Source organism: Nocardiopsis sp. MT53 (genome assembly GCF_019598965.1).
Taxonomy (GTDB): Bacteria; Actinomycetota; Actinomycetes; order Streptosporangiales; family Streptosporangiaceae; genus Nocardiopsis; species Nocardiopsis changdeensis.
The window spans coordinates 3,311,239-3,328,813 of the sequence record NZ_CP080599.1 but is presented as its reverse complement, the minus strand read 5'-3'; the positions used below and the strand labels follow the sequence as shown (position 1 = coordinate 3,328,813).

At 75.5% G+C, this 17,575-nt stretch carries 13 protein-coding genes; 1 reads left to right on the top strand and 12 read right to left on the bottom strand.

Going from position 1 to position 17,575, the window contains the following annotated elements:
- Positions 1-63 precede the first annotated feature (63 nt).
- The 9 genes from nudC to K1J57_RS14825 form a co-directional block, all read right to left on the bottom strand.
- Positions 64-1,044, bottom strand: a complete 981-nt coding sequence (gene nudC / locus K1J57_RS14865; protein ID WP_220565004.1) for an NAD(+) diphosphatase — start codon at positions 1,042-1,044, stop codon at positions 64-66.
- A gap of 132 nt (positions 1,045-1,176) precedes the next feature.
- Complete coding sequence (locus K1J57_RS14860) at positions 1,177-2,553, bottom strand: dipeptidase (RefSeq protein ID WP_220565003.1); 1,377 nt, start codon at positions 2,551-2,553, stop codon at positions 1,177-1,179.
- Positions 2,554-2,715: 162 nt separating this feature from the next.
- Entirely contained in the window at positions 2,716-3,765 is a 1,050-nt protein-coding gene (locus K1J57_RS14855; protein ID WP_220565002.1) for a 2-aminoethylphosphonate ABC transporter substrate-binding protein, read from the bottom strand.
- Positions 3,766-3,806: 41 nt separating this feature from the next.
- The gene (locus K1J57_RS14850) at positions 3,807-4,604 is read right to left on the bottom strand and encodes an ABC transporter permease (RefSeq protein ID WP_220565001.1); all 798 of its coding nucleotides are present in this window, start codon (positions 4,602-4,604) and stop codon (positions 3,807-3,809) included.
- Positions 4,591-5,508, bottom strand: a complete 918-nt coding sequence (locus K1J57_RS14845; protein ID WP_220565000.1) for a 2-aminoethylphosphonate ABC transporter permease subunit — start codon at positions 5,506-5,508, stop codon at positions 4,591-4,593. The genes K1J57_RS14850 and K1J57_RS14845 overlap by 14 nt, the downstream gene beginning before the upstream one ends.
- Entirely contained in the window at positions 5,505-6,569 is a 1,065-nt protein-coding gene (locus tag K1J57_RS14840; protein WP_220564999.1) for an ABC transporter ATP-binding protein, read from the bottom strand. The genes K1J57_RS14845 and K1J57_RS14840 overlap by 4 nt, the downstream gene beginning before the upstream one ends.
- Positions 6,570-6,572: 3 nt before the next feature.
- A complete protein-coding gene (locus tag K1J57_RS14835) occupies positions 6,573-7,244 on the bottom strand; it encodes a phosphonatase-like hydrolase (protein WP_220564998.1) in 672 nt (223 codons plus the stop codon).
- A complete protein-coding gene (locus K1J57_RS14830) occupies positions 7,241-8,359 on the bottom strand; it encodes a TIGR03364 family FAD-dependent oxidoreductase (protein ID WP_220565551.1) in 1,119 nt (372 codons plus the stop codon). The genes K1J57_RS14835 and K1J57_RS14830 overlap by 4 nt, the downstream gene beginning before the upstream one ends.
- 138 nt (positions 8,360-8,497) lie before the next feature.
- Complete coding sequence (locus tag K1J57_RS14825; RefSeq protein WP_220564997.1) at positions 8,498-9,277, bottom strand: GntR family transcriptional regulator; 780 nt, start codon at positions 9,275-9,277, stop codon at positions 8,498-8,500.
- Positions 9,278-9,391: 114 nt separating this feature from the next.
- On the opposite strand from K1J57_RS14825, the gene K1J57_RS14820 reads away from it, so the two are divergent.
- The gene (locus K1J57_RS14820; RefSeq protein ID WP_220564996.1) at positions 9,392-9,937 is read left to right on the top strand and encodes an EF-hand domain-containing protein; all 546 of its coding nucleotides are present in this window, start codon (positions 9,392-9,394) and stop codon (positions 9,935-9,937) included.
- Positions 9,938-10,102: 165 nt separating this feature from the next.
- Here K1J57_RS14820 and K1J57_RS14815 read toward each other — a convergent pair whose 3' ends face one another.
- The 3 genes from K1J57_RS14815 to K1J57_RS14805 are packed head-to-tail and all read right to left on the bottom strand — an operon-like array spanning position 10,103 to position 17,545.
- Entirely contained in the window at positions 10,103-10,987 is an 885-nt protein-coding gene (locus K1J57_RS14815) for a phosphotransferase family protein (protein WP_255647065.1), read from the bottom strand.
- A gap of 41 nt (positions 10,988-11,028) precedes the next feature.
- Positions 11,029-14,412 carry an ATP-dependent DNA helicase gene (locus K1J57_RS14810; RefSeq protein ID WP_220564994.1) on the bottom strand — a complete coding sequence of 1,128 codons (3,384 nt, stop codon included), beginning with the start codon at positions 14,410-14,412 and terminating at the stop codon, positions 11,029-11,031.
- Positions 14,405-17,545 (bottom strand): ATP-dependent DNA helicase, encoded by a 3,141-nt coding sequence (locus K1J57_RS14805; protein ID WP_220565550.1) that lies wholly within the window; start codon positions 17,543-17,545, stop codon positions 14,405-14,407. The genes K1J57_RS14810 and K1J57_RS14805 overlap by 8 nt, the downstream gene beginning before the upstream one ends.
- Positions 17,546-17,575: the final 30 nt, after the last annotated feature.

Genomic DNA, 17,575 nt, shown 5'->3' with positions numbered 1-17,575 from the left:
CGACGGCCACCGACCCTGTCGGGAGGGTCGGCGGACGGACCGGCCCCCAAGACGCCCCCTCGGTCACCACTGGCCGGGGAGGGCCTCCCCCTGCCAGTGCTCGATGAGGGTGCGGGCGATCGAGACGGGACCGGGGAGCACGATCTCCCCGGTGGCCGCCGCCTCGGCCAGCGCGGTCCGGGTGAACCAGCGCAGGGAGCCGATCTCGTCGTCGGTGCGCTCGGTCTCGCCGACGGCCCGCGCGGTGTAGCCCACCATGAGGCTGCGCGGGAACGGCCACGGCTGCGACGCCAGGTAGCGGGGCTCCTCGACCACGACCCCCGCCTCCTCCGCGACCTCGCGGACGACCGCCTGCTCCAGGGACTCTCCGGCGTCGACGAACCCGGCCAGCACGGAGTAGCGGCGCGCGTCCCAGTTCGGGTTGTTGCCGAGCAGGACCTGCTCGTCCCCGCCCTCTCCGCGGTGGACCAGCATGATGACGGCCGGGTCGGTGCGCGGGAACTGCTCGCGCCCCTCGCGTTCGCACAGGCGCAGGTGGCCGGCGGCGGAGATGACCGTGGGCGCGCCGCAGGCCGGGCAGAACCCGTGGGTGGCGTGCCAGTTGGCCAGGGCCACGGCGCGGGTGAGCAGCCCGGTGTCGCGGTCGCCGAGCAGCGGGCCGAGCTCGCGCAGGGACGCGGGCCGGGCGCCGTCGCGCTCGACGAGTCCGGCCGGGGAGCGGACCGCGAAGTAGGCGCGGCCGCCGTCGACCCCCAGCAGGTAGCGCTCGCCCTCGGGTGCGGCCTCCGGCGCGGTGAGGACCAGCTCGGGGTCCCCGTCGGTGGTGACCAGTGCCCGTGACTGCTTGGCCATCAGGGCCTTCCACCCGTAGCTCGTGGGGTCGCCGCCCTCCAGGACGAGGACCCGGGTGTCGGGGTCCTGCCACGCCCGCTCCAGCCAGGCCTGGTCGGTGCGCCGGTGTGCGGCGGCGTCCACGGCGGCGCGGGAGAGCATGGGGCGGGACGCGGCGGGGCCGGGCCTGGAGGCGGTGGTGTCGACGTGCATGGGTCCTTCCGGGAAGTGTGCGGGAGCGGGGCCGCACCCGGGGTGCGGCCGCCGGCTGACAGGGACAACGCCGTCGGGGCCCGTCGCATGCCCGGGCCCGCGGGAGTGCCCCTCGGGTCGTCGCGGGCCGGGTCAGGCCGTGCCGCCCAGCTCCTCCCACAGGTAGGCGACGCTCTCGGCCCCCTTGAGCAGGAGCGGCGTCTCGACCTTCTCGTTGGGCGCGTGGATGTTGTCCTCGTCCAGGCCCACGGCGACGAACACCAGAGGCGCCCCGAGGATGTCGGCGATGTCGGCCTCGGGGCCGCTGCCGCCCTCGCGGGTGAAGAGCACCGGGGTGCCGAAGGCGCGCTCCATGGCGCGGCGGGCCGCCTTCAGGGCGGTGGAGGACAGGTCGGAGGCGCAGGCCCGCACGCCGGGGCCCCCGAACTCCAGCTCGGCGCGCAGGCCGTCGGGGACACGGGAGTCGACGAAGTCGCGGACGCGCTCCTGGATCTTCAGGGGCTCCTGTCCGGGGACCAGGCGGAAGCTGACCTTGGCGTGGGCGGACCGGGGCACGATGGTCTTGCCGCCGGCTCCGGTGTGCCCGCCCCACATGCCGTTGATCTCGGCGGTGGGCCGCAGCCAGATGCGCTCCAGGGTGCTGTACCCCCGCTCGCCCCACGTGGCGGTGGAGGCGGCGGTGGCGAGCCACTCCCCCTCGTCGAAGGGCAGGCGGGCGATGAGCTCGCGCTCCTCGGCCCCGGCCTCGACGACCCCGTCGTAGAAGCCGGGGATCGCGACCCGGTCGTCCTCGTCGTGCAGGGCGGAGAGCAGGTCGCTCATGGCCTTGAGCGGGTTGGGGACGGCGCCGCCGAAGGAGCCGCTGTGCAGGTCTCGGCCGGGGCCGTACAGGGAGATCTCGACGTCGGTGAGGCCGCGCATGCCCACGCACATGGACGGGGTGTCGGCCGCCCACATGGTGGTGTCGGAGATGACGGCGACGTCGCAGTCCAGGCGGGCGCGGTTGGCCTTCATGAGCTCGGCGAAGTGGACGGAGCCCGACTCCTCCTCGCCCTCGATCAGGAGCTTGACCGTGACCGGCGGGGCGTCGGCCCCGGAGGCGGCCAGGGCGGCGCGCAGGCCCAGGGTGTGGAAGAGGATCTGGCCCTTGTCGTCGGAGGCGCCGCGGCCGTACAGGGAGGTGCCGCGCTCGGTGGGGACGAAGGGCGGGGTGTCCCACTCCTCGACGGGGTCGACGGGCTGCACGTCGTGGTGGCCGTAGACGAGGACGGTGGGGGCGGAGGGGTCGGCGGCGGGCCACTGGGCGAACACGGCGGGCAGGCCCGGGGTCTCCCAGACCTCGACGGTGGGGAAGCCGGTGGCGGCGAGGTGGTCGGCCAGCCAGCGGGCGGAGCGGCGCACGTCCTCGTGGTGCCCGGGGTCCGCGGAGATCGAGGGGATCGCCAGCCACTCCTTGAGGGAGGAGAGGAACTCGTCCCGGTGGTCCTCGATGTAGGTGCGTACGTCCATGTTCGTGTCCTCGTTCCGACGTCCTTGTCGCTTCCGACCTTAGACCTGGTCGGATGCGTCGGAGTCCGCAGGGACCCGGACCGGGGAGCCCGCCGGCGGGGCGTCCGGGCACGGTGCGGCGGGGCCCGCCCGGGGCGGACGGGCGGGCCCCGCCGCGCGCGGTCAGCCGCCGGTGGCCTGCTCCCAGGCGTCGAGGTAGGTCGGCAGCTCGGCCTCGACGACCTCCCAGTCGGGCTCGAAGACCGTGACCCCCTCCAGCAGCGCCGCCAGCTCCTCGGCCTCCTCGCCCTCCGGCTCGACGTCCCCGCGCGCCGGGAAGCCGCCCGCCACCGGGGCCACCCGGCTCTGGGCGCTCTCGCTGAGCAGGAAGTCGATGAGGGCGCGGCCGTTGTCGGCGTTGGGCGCCCCCGTGAGCAGGCCCGCCGTGTAGGGCAGGGCGAACGTGGTGGGGTCCCCGCCCTCCTCCACGGCCGGGAACCAGATGCCGATGTCGGGCATGGTGCGTGACTGCGCGTAGTTCATCTGCACGTCGCCGTTGGCCACCAGCAGCTCGCCCTTGTCGACCTTGGGGCCCAGCGCTCCGGTGGAGGAGGACGGGCCGACGTTGTTGGTCTGGAGTTCGCCGAGGTAGTCCATGGCGGGCTCCAGCCCCCCGAAGTCGTGGACCGCCTGGATGACCACGGCGGTGCCGTCGCCGGCCACCCCGGGCGTGGAGTACTGGAGCCGGCCCTCGAACCGCGGGTCGAGCAGGTCCTCCCAGGTGGCGGGCGGCTCCGGCAGTTCCTCGGTGTTGTGGATGAGGCAGAAGTAGTTGTCCACGATGGACGTCCACCTGCCGTTCGGGTCCTTGGTCCCGACGTGTTCGGCGCCCTCGGGCACGTACTCCTGGAGCAGGTCCAGGCCGTCGGCCTGCTGGATGAACGGCGGCAGGGTGACGATGACGTCCGCCTGCGGGTTGGACCGCTCCCGGGCGGCGCGCTGCACCATCTCCCCGGAGCCGCCCTCCACGTACTGGACGGAGATGCCGGTCTCGGCCTCGAACTCGGCGAAGAGCTCGTCGTACCAGCCCGTCCCCTCCTCGTTGCGCAGGCCGTCGGCGGAGTAGACGGTGACGGTGGGGCCGGTCTCGGCGGGGCCGCAGGCGGTCAGGCCCGCGACGAGGGCCAGTGCGGCGGTGCCGGCCGCGGCGGCGGTCCCGGTTCTGGTGGTCATGGTGGGAACCTCTCGGTGAAGGCGCACGGTGGCGGGGGGGCTCAGCGGAACGCCGCCCGGGTGCGGACCCGGGACAGCAGCAGGAGGACGGCCAGGGTGGCGGCCATCAGGACGAGGGCGGAGGCGGCCCCGGCGAAGAGCGCGCCGCGGTCCGTGGCCGCGAAGATCCGCACCGGGAGCGGCAGCCAGGACGGCGGGTAGAGCATCATCGTGGCGCTCAGCTCGCCCATGGACAGGGCGAAGCAGAGCCCGGCGGCGGCGCTCAGCGAGGGCAGCAGCAGGGGCAGGCGCACCCGCAGCAGGACCCGCAGCGGACGGGCGCCCAGGGAGGCGGCCATCTGCGCGTACACGGGGTCCAGCCGGGTGAGCGCGGCCGACACCGACTGGTAGGCGAACGCGGTGACCAGCACGGTGTGGGCGGCGATGACGATCGTCTGCGTGCCGTTGAGCAGCAGCGGCGGACGGCTGAACGCCACCAGCAGGGCCAGGCCCACCACCACGGTCGGCACCGCGACGGGCGTCATGAACAGGGCGTCCATCAGGGCGCGGTCGCGGCGGCGCAGGCCGTCGGCGGCCAGTGCCGCCCAGGTGCCCAGCACCAGCGCCAGCACGCTCGCCGTGGCGGCGGTGGCCAGGCTGACCCGCAGCGCCTCCAGGTTCGGCCCGCCCAGCGCGCCGGAGACGTTGTCCAGGGTCGGCCCCGAGGGCAGCACGCCGCTCCAGGAGGTGGAGAACGCGGCGACGGCGATGACCCCGAGCGGCAGCAGGAACAGCGGCACGACGACCAGGGCGAACAGCGCCCACACGGTCAGGCGGGCGGCGCGGCTATGCACGAGCACGGTCGGCGCCTCCTCCCAGGCGGGCGGTGAGGGCCCGGTAGACGAGGTAGAGGGTGACCGACAGGGCCGCGTTGACCACGGCGACGACGCAGGCGGTGGTGTAGTCGGCCCGCAGGATCGCCGAGCTGTAGACGAGCATCGGCAGGGTGACGACGTCCTTGGCGCCGGTGAAGAGCACGATCGCGAACTCGTTCAGGCACAGCACCAGGACCAGCGCTCCCCCGGCGGCCAGCGCGGGCAGCGCCTCGGGCAGGATCACCGACCGCACCACCCGCAGCGGGCGGGCGCCCAGGGAGGAGGCGACCTCCAGGCGGGCGGTGTCGATCTGCCCGAACGCGGCCAGCAGCGGGCGCATGACGAACGGCGTGAAGTAGGTGACCTCGGCGAGGATCACGCCCCAAGGGGTGGCCAGGAACCGGAAGGGCCCCTGGTCCGCCCCGGTGACGTCGGTCCACAGGCCGTTGGCCATGCCGACGGTGCCGTAGACGAACAGCAGGGCCAGGGTGATGAGGAAGGACGGGAAGGAGAGGTAGGTCTCGATGAACCGGGCGGTCGCCCCGCTGCCGGGGAACGGCACGAACGCCACCACCAGGGCGAGCAGGAACCCCAGGACCAGGCATCCGGCGGTGGCCGTCACCGCGATGAACACGGTGGTGCCCAGCGCCGAGCGGAAGCGGTCGGAGGCCAGCACCTCGGCGTGGTGGGCGAGGGTGAGGCCGCCCGCGGGGTCGGTGACCGACTCGACCGCCACCAGCAGCAGCGGGTAGAGGAAGACCGCGGCCAGCAGCACCACCGGGGGCACCGCCCACAGCGCGGCGGGGGAGCGCCGGGGCGGCCGGGGCCGCCGGGTCGGCGGCGGGGCGGCGCGCTCCGGGGCCCGGGCGGTGTCCGTCGCGGCGGTCACGTGGCCACCTCCTCCGGCTCCGGCTCCAGCAGGACGGCGTCGGCGCGGGTGAAGCCCAGGGAGATGGGCGCGCCCGGGGCGGGCGGCTCAGCCGTCTCCCGGACTTCGGCGGTGACCGGGTGGCCGCCCACCAGGGCGGTGATCCGGTGCACGGAGCCGCGCCACTGCACCTCGGAGACCTCCCCGCGCAGCGTGTACTCGGCCCCGCCCGGCACCACCCGGTGCGGGCGCAGGCACACCCGCAGCTCGGCGCCCTCCCCCGCGCCCGCCGGCAGCTCCTCCGGCGCGGGTTCCCAGGCCGTGCCCAGGCAGTGGACCCGGCCGCCCTCCAGGCGGGCGGGCAGCAGGTTGGCGCCGCCGACGAACCGCGCGGTGAACGCGGTGCGCGGCCGTGCGTACAGGGCCCGCGGGGTGTCGTACTCCCGCAGCCGGGCCCGGTCCAGCACCGCCACCCGGTCGGCGAGGGTCAGCGCCTCGCTCTGGTCGTGGGTGACGTAGAGGACGGTGACGTCGGGCAGCTCGCGGTGCAGGCGGGCCAGCTCGCCGAGCATGTCCGAGCGCAGCCGGGCGTCCAGCGCCGACAGCGGCTCGTCCAGCAGCAGCACCTTGGGACGGATGGCCAGGGCGCGGGCGATCGCCACCCGCTGCTGCTGGCCGCCGGAGAGCTCGCGCGGGTGGCGGCGGGCGTAGCCGGCCATGCCGGTCATCTCCAGGGCCTGGGCGACCCGGCCCGGGATCTCCCTGCGCGGGGTGCCCTGCGCCCGGAGCCCGAACGCCACGTTCTGGTCGACGCGCATGTGCGGGAACAGGGCGTAGCTCTGCACCACCATGCCCACGCCCCGGGCGTGGGGCGGCAGGTCCGTGACGTCGCGGCCGTTGAGCAGCACCCGGCCCGAGGCGGGGCGGACGAACCCGGCGACGGCGCGCAGGGCGGTGGTCTTGCCCGACCCGGAGGGCCCCAGCAGGGCCGTGAACTCCCCGGGCTCGACGGTCAGGTCCAGGCCGTCCAGGACGACGGTGTCGCCGTAGGCGACGCTGACGCGGTCGAAGCGGATGCCCACGGGTCAGCCCTCCCCGTCCAGGAGGGCGGGCAGCCCGGACACCCCGGGCAGGACGTGGGCGGCGCCGGCGGCGCGCAGGGCCTCGGCGCCGTGGGCGCCGGTGAGCACCCCGGCGACCAGGCCCGCCCCGGCGTTGATCCCGCTGCGCACGTCCGAGGCGGTGTCGCCGACGACGGCGACCGCCGACATCGCGGAGACCTTCGCGCGCAGGGCCGCGGTGAGGACCATGTCCGGGTGGGGGCGGCCGCGGCCGCCCGCGTCGGCCGGGCACAGCACCAGGTCGGGCAGGCCGGTCCAGCCCAGGGCACGGAGGATGCGGTCCTGGGTGTCGCGACCGAACCCGGTGGTCAGGGCGACGGTGCGGCCCTGGGCGCGCAGGCGGCGCAGGGTGTCCTCGGCACCGGGCAGGGGCGCGCACAGGCCGTCGTCGACCAGGCGGGCGTAGGCGTCCTCGAAGGCGCGGTTGGCCTCCTGGGCGAGGTCCTCGTCCCCGCCGGTGAGGTGGCGGAACACGGTGATCTTGGATTCGCCCATGGTGGCGCGCACGTACTCCAGGTCGGCGGCGGTGCGCTCGGGCAGGGCGGCGGCGAAGGCGCGCTCCACCAGGCCGTCGTCGGCGACGGTGGTGCCCGCCATGTCGAGGGTGACGAGTTCGATGTCGGTGGAGGAGGTCATGACCATCCCAGTTCTTCGGCGGTGGTCTCGGCGATCGCCGGGGAGCAGGTCATGCCGCGCCCCCCGGGACCGGTGACGAGGTGGACGCCGTCGGCGACGGCGGCGCGGTGGACGACGGCGGCGGGGTCCAGGCACTGGGCGTAGACCCCCGCCCAACGGCGGCGGATCGGCGGCATCGGGCGGCCGAGCAGGCGGGTGACGACCCCGGCGAGGTGGTCGTAGGGGTCCTCGGAGGTGTCGAAGGAGAAGGGGGTGTCGTACTCGTGGGTGTCGCCGATGGTGAGTGAGCCGTCGGCGCGCTGGACCATCAGCAGCTGCATCGCGTGCCCGGCCGGGACCGGGCCCTGGGGCTGGGCGTCGTTGAGGACGTCCAGCTCCGGGCCCCGGTAGGCGGGGTAGTAGCGGAAGCTGTCGCCGTCGGCCACGGAGGTGGTGAGGGCCTCCCCCAGCGGCGCGGTCTGCGCCATCTGGAGCCGGACCCGGCGCACCGGCAGGTCCGGGACGAGTTCGCGCACCAGCCCGCCCAGCCAGGCGCCGGTGCACAGGACGACGGTGTCGCCGCGGTGGACCTCGCCGCGGTCGTCGCGCACGGCGGCCGGTCCGGCGAGGTCGCGGACCTCCCGGCCGGTCAGCAGGGTGTAGCGTCCGCTGCGGGCCAGCTCGGCCTGGAGCGCGGCCTGGGCGGTGCGGGGTTCGACCTGGGCGTCGCGGCGGCACCACAGGGCGCCCAGCAGGTCGCCGCGCAGGGCGGGGTTGACCTCGCGGACCCGGTCGGGGCCGAGGAGCTCGTAGCCGCGTTCGGCCGCCTCCGGACCGCGGGCGGCGGCCTCGGCCACGGCCAGTTCGCGCTCGGTGGCGGCGACGGTCAGGGAGCCGGAGGGGCGGAAGCCCAGGGCGGGCACCCGTTCGGCGATCTCCTCCCACAGCACGCGGGAGCGCTGCGCCGCGGCCAGTTCCGCGCCGGGGGCGCGGCCGCCGACCCAGACAAGGCCGAAGTTGCGGACCGAGGCGCCGCGGGCGGCGTCCTCGCGTTCGATGTGGACGACCTCGTGGCCTCGGGAGACGGCCTGCCAGGCGTGCATGGTGCCCAGGACTCCGGCACCGACGATGATCACTCGCATGGCCACGAGCGTGGTCGGCGCAGGTGGAGCGCACCGAGCAGGGCAGAGGCGTCCCGGTGAACCGGTGCGAAACTTTGGACTAGACCCGTTATCTTCTCGTGATAAAAAAGCAGGGCGGAGGCCCCGTGCGTGTCAGCGGCCGTCGCCGGACAGGTGGGCGCTGAAGCTGAACCGGTCGCCCCGGTACAGCGAGCGCACCCGCTCGAAGGGGCGGCCCTCCCCGTCCCGCGACACCCGGTGGATGAGCAGCATCGGCAGGGCCGGCGGGGTGCCGATGAGCAGCGCCTCGCGCGGGGTGGCCAGCACCGTCTCCAGGCGTTCGTCCGCGTCGGCGAACACGATGCCGACCTTGTCCGCCAGGTAGCCGTAGAAGGTGGAGTCGGGGTCGAACTCGCTGTCCAGTCCGGGCACGCGGGCCACCGGGATGTAGGTGGACTCCAGGCCGACGCGCTCGTCGTCGGCGAGCAGCACGCGCTCCATGTGCCAGACGGGCTCGCCCGCGGCGACGTCCAGCTCCCGGGCCAGCCCCTCCGGGCAGGGCCAGCTGCGCAGGTCCACCAGGGTCCGCCCCGGGCGCAGCCCCTGGCGGCGGACGCCCTCGGTGTAGCTGGCCAGGGAGAGCGGCTGCTCCAGCTTGGGCCCGGCCACCACCGTGCCCCGGCCGCGGCGGCGCAGCCTCCCCTCCAGGAGGAGGTCGCGCAGCGCCTGGCGCACGGTCTCGCGGGCGGCGCCGAAGCGTTCGGCGAGCTCCCGCTCGGTGGGCAGGGTCCGCCCCACCTCCAGCCCGTCGACCAGCTCCGTCAGGCGGATGCGGACGGCGTAGTACTTGGGCACCCGGCCGTGCTCGGGCACACCGGCCCGGACGGGGGCGCCGCTGTCCTGGGGGATTCCTGGGCTCGGCACACAGGACATTGTCCACGATCGGGATGAACGGGCCGCCAACAGCGCACGGAGGGAACCTTTTCGGCACGATGGGACTCACAGGACGGGGAGGGAACCACCCGCCCCACCGATGGGAGGAACCACGTGAGCATCACCCCCTCCGAGGCGATCGTCGCCCGGTTCAACGAGCTGTTCGACGTACTCGACACCGATGGGGACAAGTACGCCACCTGGGCGGACTACCAGCGGCTGGTGGACCGGTACATCACCGGGTACACGCTGGACCCGACCGAGCCCAAGGCGCACGCGATCGAGACGGCCTACCGGTCGCTGTGGGACCGCCTGGTGCGGTACTCCGGGGCCGGGGACCGCCTGGAGCGGCAGGAGTTCATCGCGGCCATGCACGCGGCGTCGGAGGACCGCAGCCGGTCCAACGCGGCCGAGGCGGTGGCCGAGGCGGTGTTCGACCTGCTGGACGAGGACGGCGACGGGCGGATCAGCCTGGAGGAGTTCCTCGTGTACGCCGCCGCGCTGGGCGCCGGCGAGGCCGACGCCCGCACCCGGTTCGCACACGTGGACACGGACGGGGACGGGGACATGAGCCGGGAGGAGTTCGTGCTGTCGGCGCGGCAGTTCCTGTTCGGCGAGGACAGCGACTCCCCCGGCGGTTTCGTCTTCGGCGTGGTCTGAGCGCGTACGCGGGGGCGCCGCCGTCCGGGACCGGACGGCGGCGCCCCGCGCGTTCAGTGGCCGGCACCCGCCTCGTGGGCGCCCACCGGCCCGTCCCCGTGCTCGCCCGTCCACTCGCACACCGGCGCCATCGCGTCGAGCGTCCCCCGGCCCGGGCGGCGGGCGTCACCCGGCGGCGGGCGCGGACGGGAGGGCTCCCGGGCCGAGGCGGGGCCAGGGGTCCGGCGGGCCGGAGGCGAAGAACAGCAGCAGAGCGAGGATCCGGCTCAGGGGCGGCGCGGTCCAGTGGCGCCGCCCCCGGACCGGGTCGGGCCGCAGCAGGCGGCCGAGCGCCCAGGCGAGATGGTGCCACAGCACCCGGGCCTCCGCCCCCGGGGCGCCGTAGCCCTCCAGCACGGCGGGCAGCCAGGCCGGAGGGAGCTTCGCGAAGTCGGTGGCCGGGTCGGCGACGGCGGCGTCGCCCCAGTCCACGATCCCGGCGAGGGCGCCTTCGGGGGTCACGATCAGGTTCTGCGGGGCGATGTCCCCGTGGACCGGTGCGGGGGCCGCCGCGGCGGGGACCAGCGGTGCGAGCCCGGCGCACCAGGCGCGCAGCAGGCCGGCCGTGTCGGCGTCGATGTACCCCGCGGCGTGCACCCGCCCGACCAGCGCGGCCGGGTCGGGTTCCCCGGTCTCCCGGGGCAGGCCGGGCAGGGCGTCGGCCGGGACCGCGTGCAGCGCGGCGAGCCGGCGGCCCAGGTCGAGCAGCACGTCCCGGCCCGGGGTGCGGCCGACCAGGTCGGTGCCCGGGAGGCGTTCCAGCAGCATCGTCGGCGGCTCGCCCCCGCGGTACTCGACCAGCTCCGGGGTGAGGACCCCCGCGGCGCGCACCACCGGGATGAGCGCCGCCTCCTTGCGCAGGTCGGCCTCGTGGTCCGGCCCCCGGGGAATGCGCAGCACGAGGGACTCCCCCAGCGCCAGGACGTGGTTGGCCGCGCCCGCGGGGAGCGGGCTCACGTCGGCGGGCGGTATCCCGTGGCGGGCGGCGACGGCGGCCGCGATCGTCTCCATCGCCGCCGATCCTCGCACGCCCGCCCGGCCCCGCGCCCCGGTCAGGGCTCGGGGACGGAGGCGATGAGGGCCGCCAGGCCGTCGGCGTCGAGCAGGTCGGTGGGGCGGACCGTCTCGTTGGCGCGGACGTAGTGGAAGGCCGCGCGCACCTCGTCGAGCGGCACCCCCTGGAGGTCCGCCCACGCCAGCCGGTACGCCGCCAGCTGCACGCCGACCGCCCGCCGCTCCGCCGCGCCCCGCGGCGGCCGCCCCGTCTTCCAGTCCACGACGTCGTAGCCCTTCTCCGGGTCGTGGAACACCGCGTCCATCCGCCCGCGGATGAGCCGGTCCCCGATCACCGTCTCGAACGGCACCTCCACCTCGACCGGGATCCGCCCGCCCCATTCGCTCTCCTCGAAGAGCGTCTGGAGCTCGGCCAGGTCGTCGTCCTCCCCCGCCGTCTCGTCGGCCGCCCCCGGCAGCTCGTCCAGGAGGGTGGCCGTGCCCAGCCCGAAGCGGCGCTCCAGCCAGGTGTGGAACGCGGTCCCCCGCCGGGTGTGCGGGGCCGGGGGCCGGGGCAGCGGCCGCCGGATCTGGCGGGCCAGCCCCGACGGGTCGCGGGCCAGCCACACCATGGAGGACACGGACAGGTGGTCGGGCAGCTCCACCGGGACCGTGCCGTCCTCGGCCCGCCGGGCCTCGCGGGCGCGGTGGGCCAGCAGCAGCCCCGTGTCGCGCTCCCACCCCTGGAGCCGGCGCCCCAGCTTCTCGTAGCGCGCCGGGTCCGGCGGCACCGCCCTGCCCTCGCGCAGCGCCGCGCGGGCCCGCTCCACCAGCGCGGCGCCCGCCTCGATCTCCGTCCGGCGGGTCACCGCGCCCTCCACCTGGGCGAGCGTGTCCGGGGTGGCCTCGCCGTCGCTCTGCGGGTCGCCCTGGAGGGGCGGCCACACGGCCTCGCCCTCCTCCTCGTCGTGCGGGTTGGTCTCGTCGAGTTCGGGCGGGTCGGCCCAGTCGACCACCCGCCCCGCCCCCTGCTCGCAGGCCTCGCGTACCTCCTCCAGGAAGACCGACGGGCCGCGCGGCGTGGTGCCGGTGCGCCCCCACCAGTGCCCGGTGCACACGAGGAGGAAGGACGCCCGGGTGACCGCCACGTAGGCGAGGCGGCGCTCCTCCGTGAGGTGGCGGGCCGCCTCCTCCTCCTTGAACGCGGCGATGGCCTGCTTGTCCACACCGGTCAGCTCGGGCAGGCTCGCCCGGTCGCCGCGCAGCGGGTACGGCAGCAGGTGGTCGGCCGCCACCCACGCCTTGGCGTGGCGCGGCGACGCCGGGAACACCGGGTTGCGCCCGCCGCTGATGCCCGGCACGAACACCACCGGCCACTGGAGCCCCTTGGCCCCGTGCATGGTCATGAGCTTGACGCTGTCCGACCCGCCGACCCGCTCCCCCGGCGCCAGGCCGCTCTCGTTCTCCTCCGCGGCGCGCAGGTAGCTCAGGAAGCTGCCCAACGAGGGATCATCGCTGTTGCCGACGAACCGGACGGCGTGGTCCACGAACGCGTCCAGGTCGGCGCGGGCCGACAGCGGGTCGCGCCCGCTGCGGGCCGCCACCTCGATGTCCAGGCCCAGCACGCGCTCGACCTCGGTGATGAGGTCCGGCAGCGGCTGCCCGACCAGCTTGCGCAGGCCGCGCAGCTCCTCGGACAGGCGCAGCAGGCGCGCGTACCCGGTCTCGGAGTAGTTCTCGGCGTCCCCCGGGTCGTCGACCGCGTCCACCAGGCTGCCGCTCTCCGCGGTGAGGTCCAGGACGGTGCGGCGCAGCACGTCGTCCCCCGCCCCGTCCGGTCCGTCCCCCGTGAGGTCGCGGCGGGAGTGGCGGGCCAGCTCGGTGGCGCGCGCCCCCAGGGAGGCCAGGTCGCGGGGCCCGAACCGCCAGCGCGGCCCGGTGAGCAGGCGGGCCAGCTCGTTGCCCGCGGCGGCGTCGTGCACCACGCGCAGGGTGGCGATGATGTCGCGCACCTCCGGGACGAGCATCAGCCCGCCCAGGCCCACGACCTCGACCGGGACACCGCGCGCCTCCAGCTCCTCGCGCAGGGCCGGGAACTGGGCGCGGCGGCGGCACAGCACGGCGACGTCGCCCGGGGACACGCCCCCGTCCTGGGCGCCGCCGGACTCGCCCGGCGGCCAGGGCATCCCGTCCGGCGCGGTCTCCGGGTCGCGGCGCACCCCCTTGACCAGTTCGGCGATGCGCGAGGCGATCCAGGCCGCCTCCTCGGACTCGGTGCGGAACAGGGCGACGTCGGCCCGCCCGCGTCCGCGCCGGGCCGGCCCCGGGTACAGCACCGGCACCTCGGCGGCCTCGGCGCGCAGCTCCTCGGAGATCCACCCGGCCACGCCCAGGATGCGCTCGCCGTTGCGGAAGCTGGTGGACAGCCTGCGCACGGCCGCGGGCCGCCCCGGCGCGGCCGGGAAGTCGGTGGGGAACCGGGTGAGGTTGGCGGCGATCGCCCCCCGCCACCCGTAGATGGACTGGCAGGGGTCGCCGACCGCGGTCACGGCGTGGCCGTCGCCGAACAGGGAGCGCAGCAGCACCAGCTGGGCGTGGCTGGTGTCCTGGTACTCGTCCAGCAGCACGACCCGGAACCTGCTGCGCTCCACCAGCCCCACCTCGGGGTGGTTCTCCGCGATGCGCGCGGCCAGGGCCATCTGGTCGCCGAAGTCCATGGCCTCGCGGGAGTGCTTGGCGTGGTCGTAGCGCTCCACCAGGGGCAGCAGCTGCTCCCGGCGGCGCTGGGTGCCGACCAGGTCGCGGGTGTCGGCGGTGGGCCTCTTGGGCAGGGCGTCCACCTGGGACTGGATCCACCGCCCGATGCCGCGCACCCGCTCGACCGTGGTGAGGTGGTCGGCGATCTCCCCGGACAGGTGCAGCACGCGTTCGATGACGGTGTCCGCGCCCACGTTGACCAGGTCCATCGGGCCGTCGTACTCGCCGACCACCCGGGCGGCGAGCTGCCAGGACTGGCCCTCGCTGAGCAGCCGGGCGGTGGGCTCGACGGCCTCGCGCAGGGCGTGGTCGGCGACGATGCGCCCCGCGTAGGCGTTGTAGGTGGACACGGTGGGCTCGCCGTCCAGCACGCCCTCGCCGACGACCTCCTCGCCGAGCCTGTCGCGCACCTGGTCCAGGCGTTTGCGCACGCGTTCGGCCAGCTCGGCGGTGGCCTTGCGGGTGAAGGTGAGGCCGAGGACCTGCTCGGGCCGCACGTACCCGTTGGCGACCAGCCACACCACGCGGGAGGCCATGGTCTCGCTCTTGCCCGAACCGGCGCCCGCGATGACCACCGCGGGTTCGAGGGGGGCGGAGATCACCTCGGACTGCTCGGCGGTGGGTTCGGGCTGCCCGAGGACGCGGGCGAGTTCGGCGGGGGTGAAACGGGGGTGGGCTTCAGACATGTCTGCCCTCGTCTTGGACAGGGCAGCAGGCGCGCACGGCGCACGACCTGCATCCCTTGTTGCGGGTGGCGGTGAACCGGGAGCCGCCCATACCGGCGGCGACCTCGGTGACGAGGTCCTGGGCCCAGCGGGGGTCGGGGTCCTCGCCGAGGGGGCGCTGGACCTGCTCGCGGGCGTTCTTGAGCTTCTCGCCGAGCTGGACGAGCATCGCCCCGCCGGGCTGCGCCAGGCCGAGTTCGGCGAAGGCCCCCTTGAGGACGGCCATCTGGTAGACGCCGAGCTGGGGGTGGCGGTCCAGGTCCTCGGCCTTGGCGGCGCCGGTCTTGATGTCGACGACGACGGCGCGGCCCTGGTCGTCGCGTTCGAGCCGGTCGACCCGGCCGGTGATCTCGATGCCCCCGACGTCGACCTTGAACCCCTCCTCGGTGACGACGAGCTCGCGGTCGTTGGCGGCGTCCCAGGTGAGGAGTTTGCGGACCATGGTGTCGGCGCGCTCGCGCTGCTTGTCGGCCTGCCAGGGGCCGCCGAAGTCGAGGTCGGCCCAGATCTCGTCCATCCGCCGGGAGATGTCCTGCGGCGGGGTGCCCTGGGCGACCAGGACCGCGACGGCGTGCACGACGGTGCCCAGGGCGGACGCCGAGTCGCCGGAGGAGGCCCCGGCGGCGCGCTCCAGCAGCCAGCGCAGCTGGCAGTTGGTGAAGCTCTCCACCTGGGAGGGCGACACCCGGATGGTGTCGCCCTCCCCGGCCAGCGGCCGGTCGTCGGAGAAGGGTGTCAGGGCGTACCACTCGGCGGGGTCCGCCCCGCGCACCCCCTCCTCGGCCAGGCGGGCCAGGTGGACGGCGGCGGCGTCGCGCAGGGCGCCGGGCGCGTTCCGGTCGGTGACCACCGAGCGCAGGTCGGCGACCAGGGACGGCAGCGACAGCCAGCGCACCCCGGTGCCGACGGGCTCGGGGTCGCCCGCGCCCATCTCGTTGAGGAACCGGGAGGGCCGCTGCTCGGCATCGTCGCCGCCCACGGCGGTGACCACGAGGGTGTGCCGGGCGCGGGTGAGGGCCACGTAGAACAGGCGGCGCTCCTCGGCGAGCAGCTTGGAGGCCAGGGCGGCCCCGGAGGAGTCGGCGCCGTGCACGTCGGCGTCCACCAGCTCCTCCACGCCCAGCAGGGAACCGCGCAGGCGCAGGTCGGGCCAGTCGCCCTCCTGGACCCCGGCGACCACCACCAGGCCCCACTCCAGTCCCTTGGAGCGGTGGGCGGTGAGGATGCGCACGGACTCGCCTTCGGGGGCGCGCTCGGCGAGGCTGTCGCCGGGGATCTCCTGGGCGGCCAGGTCTGCGAGGAACCCCTCCGGGGTGCCGGGGGGCAGCCGGTCGCAGTAGCGGGCGGCGCTCTCGAACAGGGCGACCACCGCGTCGAGGTCGCGGTCGGCGGCGGCGCCGCGGCGGCCGCTGGCGAGGCTGGCGCGCAGCAGCCGGTCGGCCAGGCCGCTGTCGCGCCACAGCCGCCACAGCACCTGTTCGGCGTCGGCGCCGCGGGCGTCGAGTTCGCGGACGGTGGCCAGGGCGGTGGCGATGCGCAGGGCGGGCGCGGCCACCTCGGGCTCGACCAGGGTGAGGTCGGCCGGCTCGCGCAGGGCGTCCACCAGCAGCAGGGAGGCGGGCCGGTAGGTCCCGTCGCCCCCGCCGTTCTCGCGCTCGGCGGCGGCCCGGTCCAGGTCCAGGCGGCGCAGGGCGCGGGTGAGGCGGCGCAGGCCGATGGCGTCGGCGTCGCCGAAGGGGCCGGTGAGCAGGTCGCGGGCGGCCTCGTCGTCGAGTTCGGCCGGGTGCAGCCCGAACCGGATGAGGGACAGCAGCGGCCGCACGATGGGCTCGGCGGCCACCGGCAGCTCGTCGGCGCCGACGGCGACCGGCACCGACGCGGCGACCAGGGCGCGGCGCAGCACCGGCAGCTGGCGGGTGGCCGAGCGCACCAGGACGGCCATGTCCGACCAGGGGACGCCGTCCACCAGGTGGGCGCGGCGCAGGGTGTCGGCGATGACCGCGGCCTCCTGGGTGGGGCTCTCGGCCATGAGCAGCCGCACGCTCCCGGCGGGCACCCCGGCGGCGGGGACCAGTTCGCGGTGCTCGTTGACGCGGCCGGGCGCGGAGGCGACGGCGGGCAGGCGGCGGGTGACCGCCCGCGAGGCGGCCAGCAGGCCGGACCCGCTACGGCGGGAGGTGCGCAGCGCCACCACGGGGGCGGGCGTGCGGCGGACCGTGCGGAAGCGGTCGGGGAACTCCAGGATGCCGCGCACCTCGGCGCCGCGGAACCCGTAGATGGACTGGTCGGGGTCGCCGACGGCGATGAGGTCGCGGCCGTCGCCCGCCAGGGCCTGGAGGAGTTCCTCCTGGGCCGGGTCGGTGTCCTGGTACTCGTCGACGAACACGGTCTCGTGCGCCGAGCGCTCGCGCTCCTGCACCGCGGGGTCGGAGAGCAGTCCGGCGGCGATCCGCACCAGTTCGGCGTAGTTGAGGGTGGGCACGGGGGCGATGTCGAACCGGCCGTTCATCCGCGCCAGGAACCCGGCCGCGGCCTCCCAGTCATCGCGGCCGCGCTCGCGGCCCAGCCGGGCCAGGGCGTCGGGGCCCAGGCCGCGCTCCTCCGCGCGCATCAGGAAGTCGCGCAGCTCCTCGGCGAAGCCGCGGGTCTCCAGGGCCGGGCGCAGGCGTTCGGGCCAGGCGGAGCCGCCGTCCGCGGCCTCCCAGCGCAGGAGCTCGCGTATCTCCATCAGCTGCTCGGGGCCGGACAGCAGGCGGGGCGGCAGGTCGCCCATGCGCTGGAACTCGCGGCGGATGAGCGCGTAGGCGTAGCCGTGGAAGGTCAGGGCGAGGGGCTCCCGGGTGGTGCGGCGCAGCCGCCCGGTGATGCGCTCCCGCAGCTCCTGCGCGGCCTTGCGGCCGAAGGTGAGGACCAGGATGCGGGAGGGGTCCACGCCCCTGTTGTCGATGCGGTCGACGACGGCCTCGACGATGGTGGTGGTCTTGCCGGTGCCGGGACCGGCGAGCACCAGGAGGGGGCCGCCCTCGTGGTCGACGACCTTGCGTTGGTTCTCGTCCAGCACCGGTGTCGGCTGCACCCGGTGGGGGCGCCGCACGAGACGGTACGGGAATGTGTTCACCCCACC

Coding starts and splice junctions, on each gene's coding strand:
- K1J57_RS14860 (WP_220565003.1), bottom strand. CDS start 2,553: ATGGACGTACGCACCTACATCGAGGACCACCGGGACGAGTTCCTCTCC.
- K1J57_RS14855 (WP_220565002.1), bottom strand. CDS start 3,765: ATGACCACCAGAACCGGGACCGCCGCCGCGGCCGGCACCGCCGCACTG.
- K1J57_RS14825 (WP_220564997.1), bottom strand. CDS start 9,277: ATGTCCTGTGTGCCGAGCCCAGGAATCCCCCAGGACAGCGGCGCCCCC.
- K1J57_RS14815 (WP_255647065.1), bottom strand. CDS start 10,987: ATGGAGACGATCGCGGCCGCCGTCGCCGCCCGCCACGGGATACCGCCC.
- nudC (WP_220565004.1), bottom strand. CDS start 1,044: ATGCACGTCGACACCACCGCCTCCAGGCCCGGCCCCGCCGCGTCCCGC.
- K1J57_RS14835 (WP_220564998.1), bottom strand. CDS start 7,244: ATGACCTCCTCCACCGACATCGAACTCGTCACCCTCGACATGGCGGGC.
- K1J57_RS14810 (WP_220564994.1), bottom strand. CDS start 14,412: ATGTCTGAAGCCCACCCCCGTTTCACCCCCGCCGAACTCGCCCGCGTC.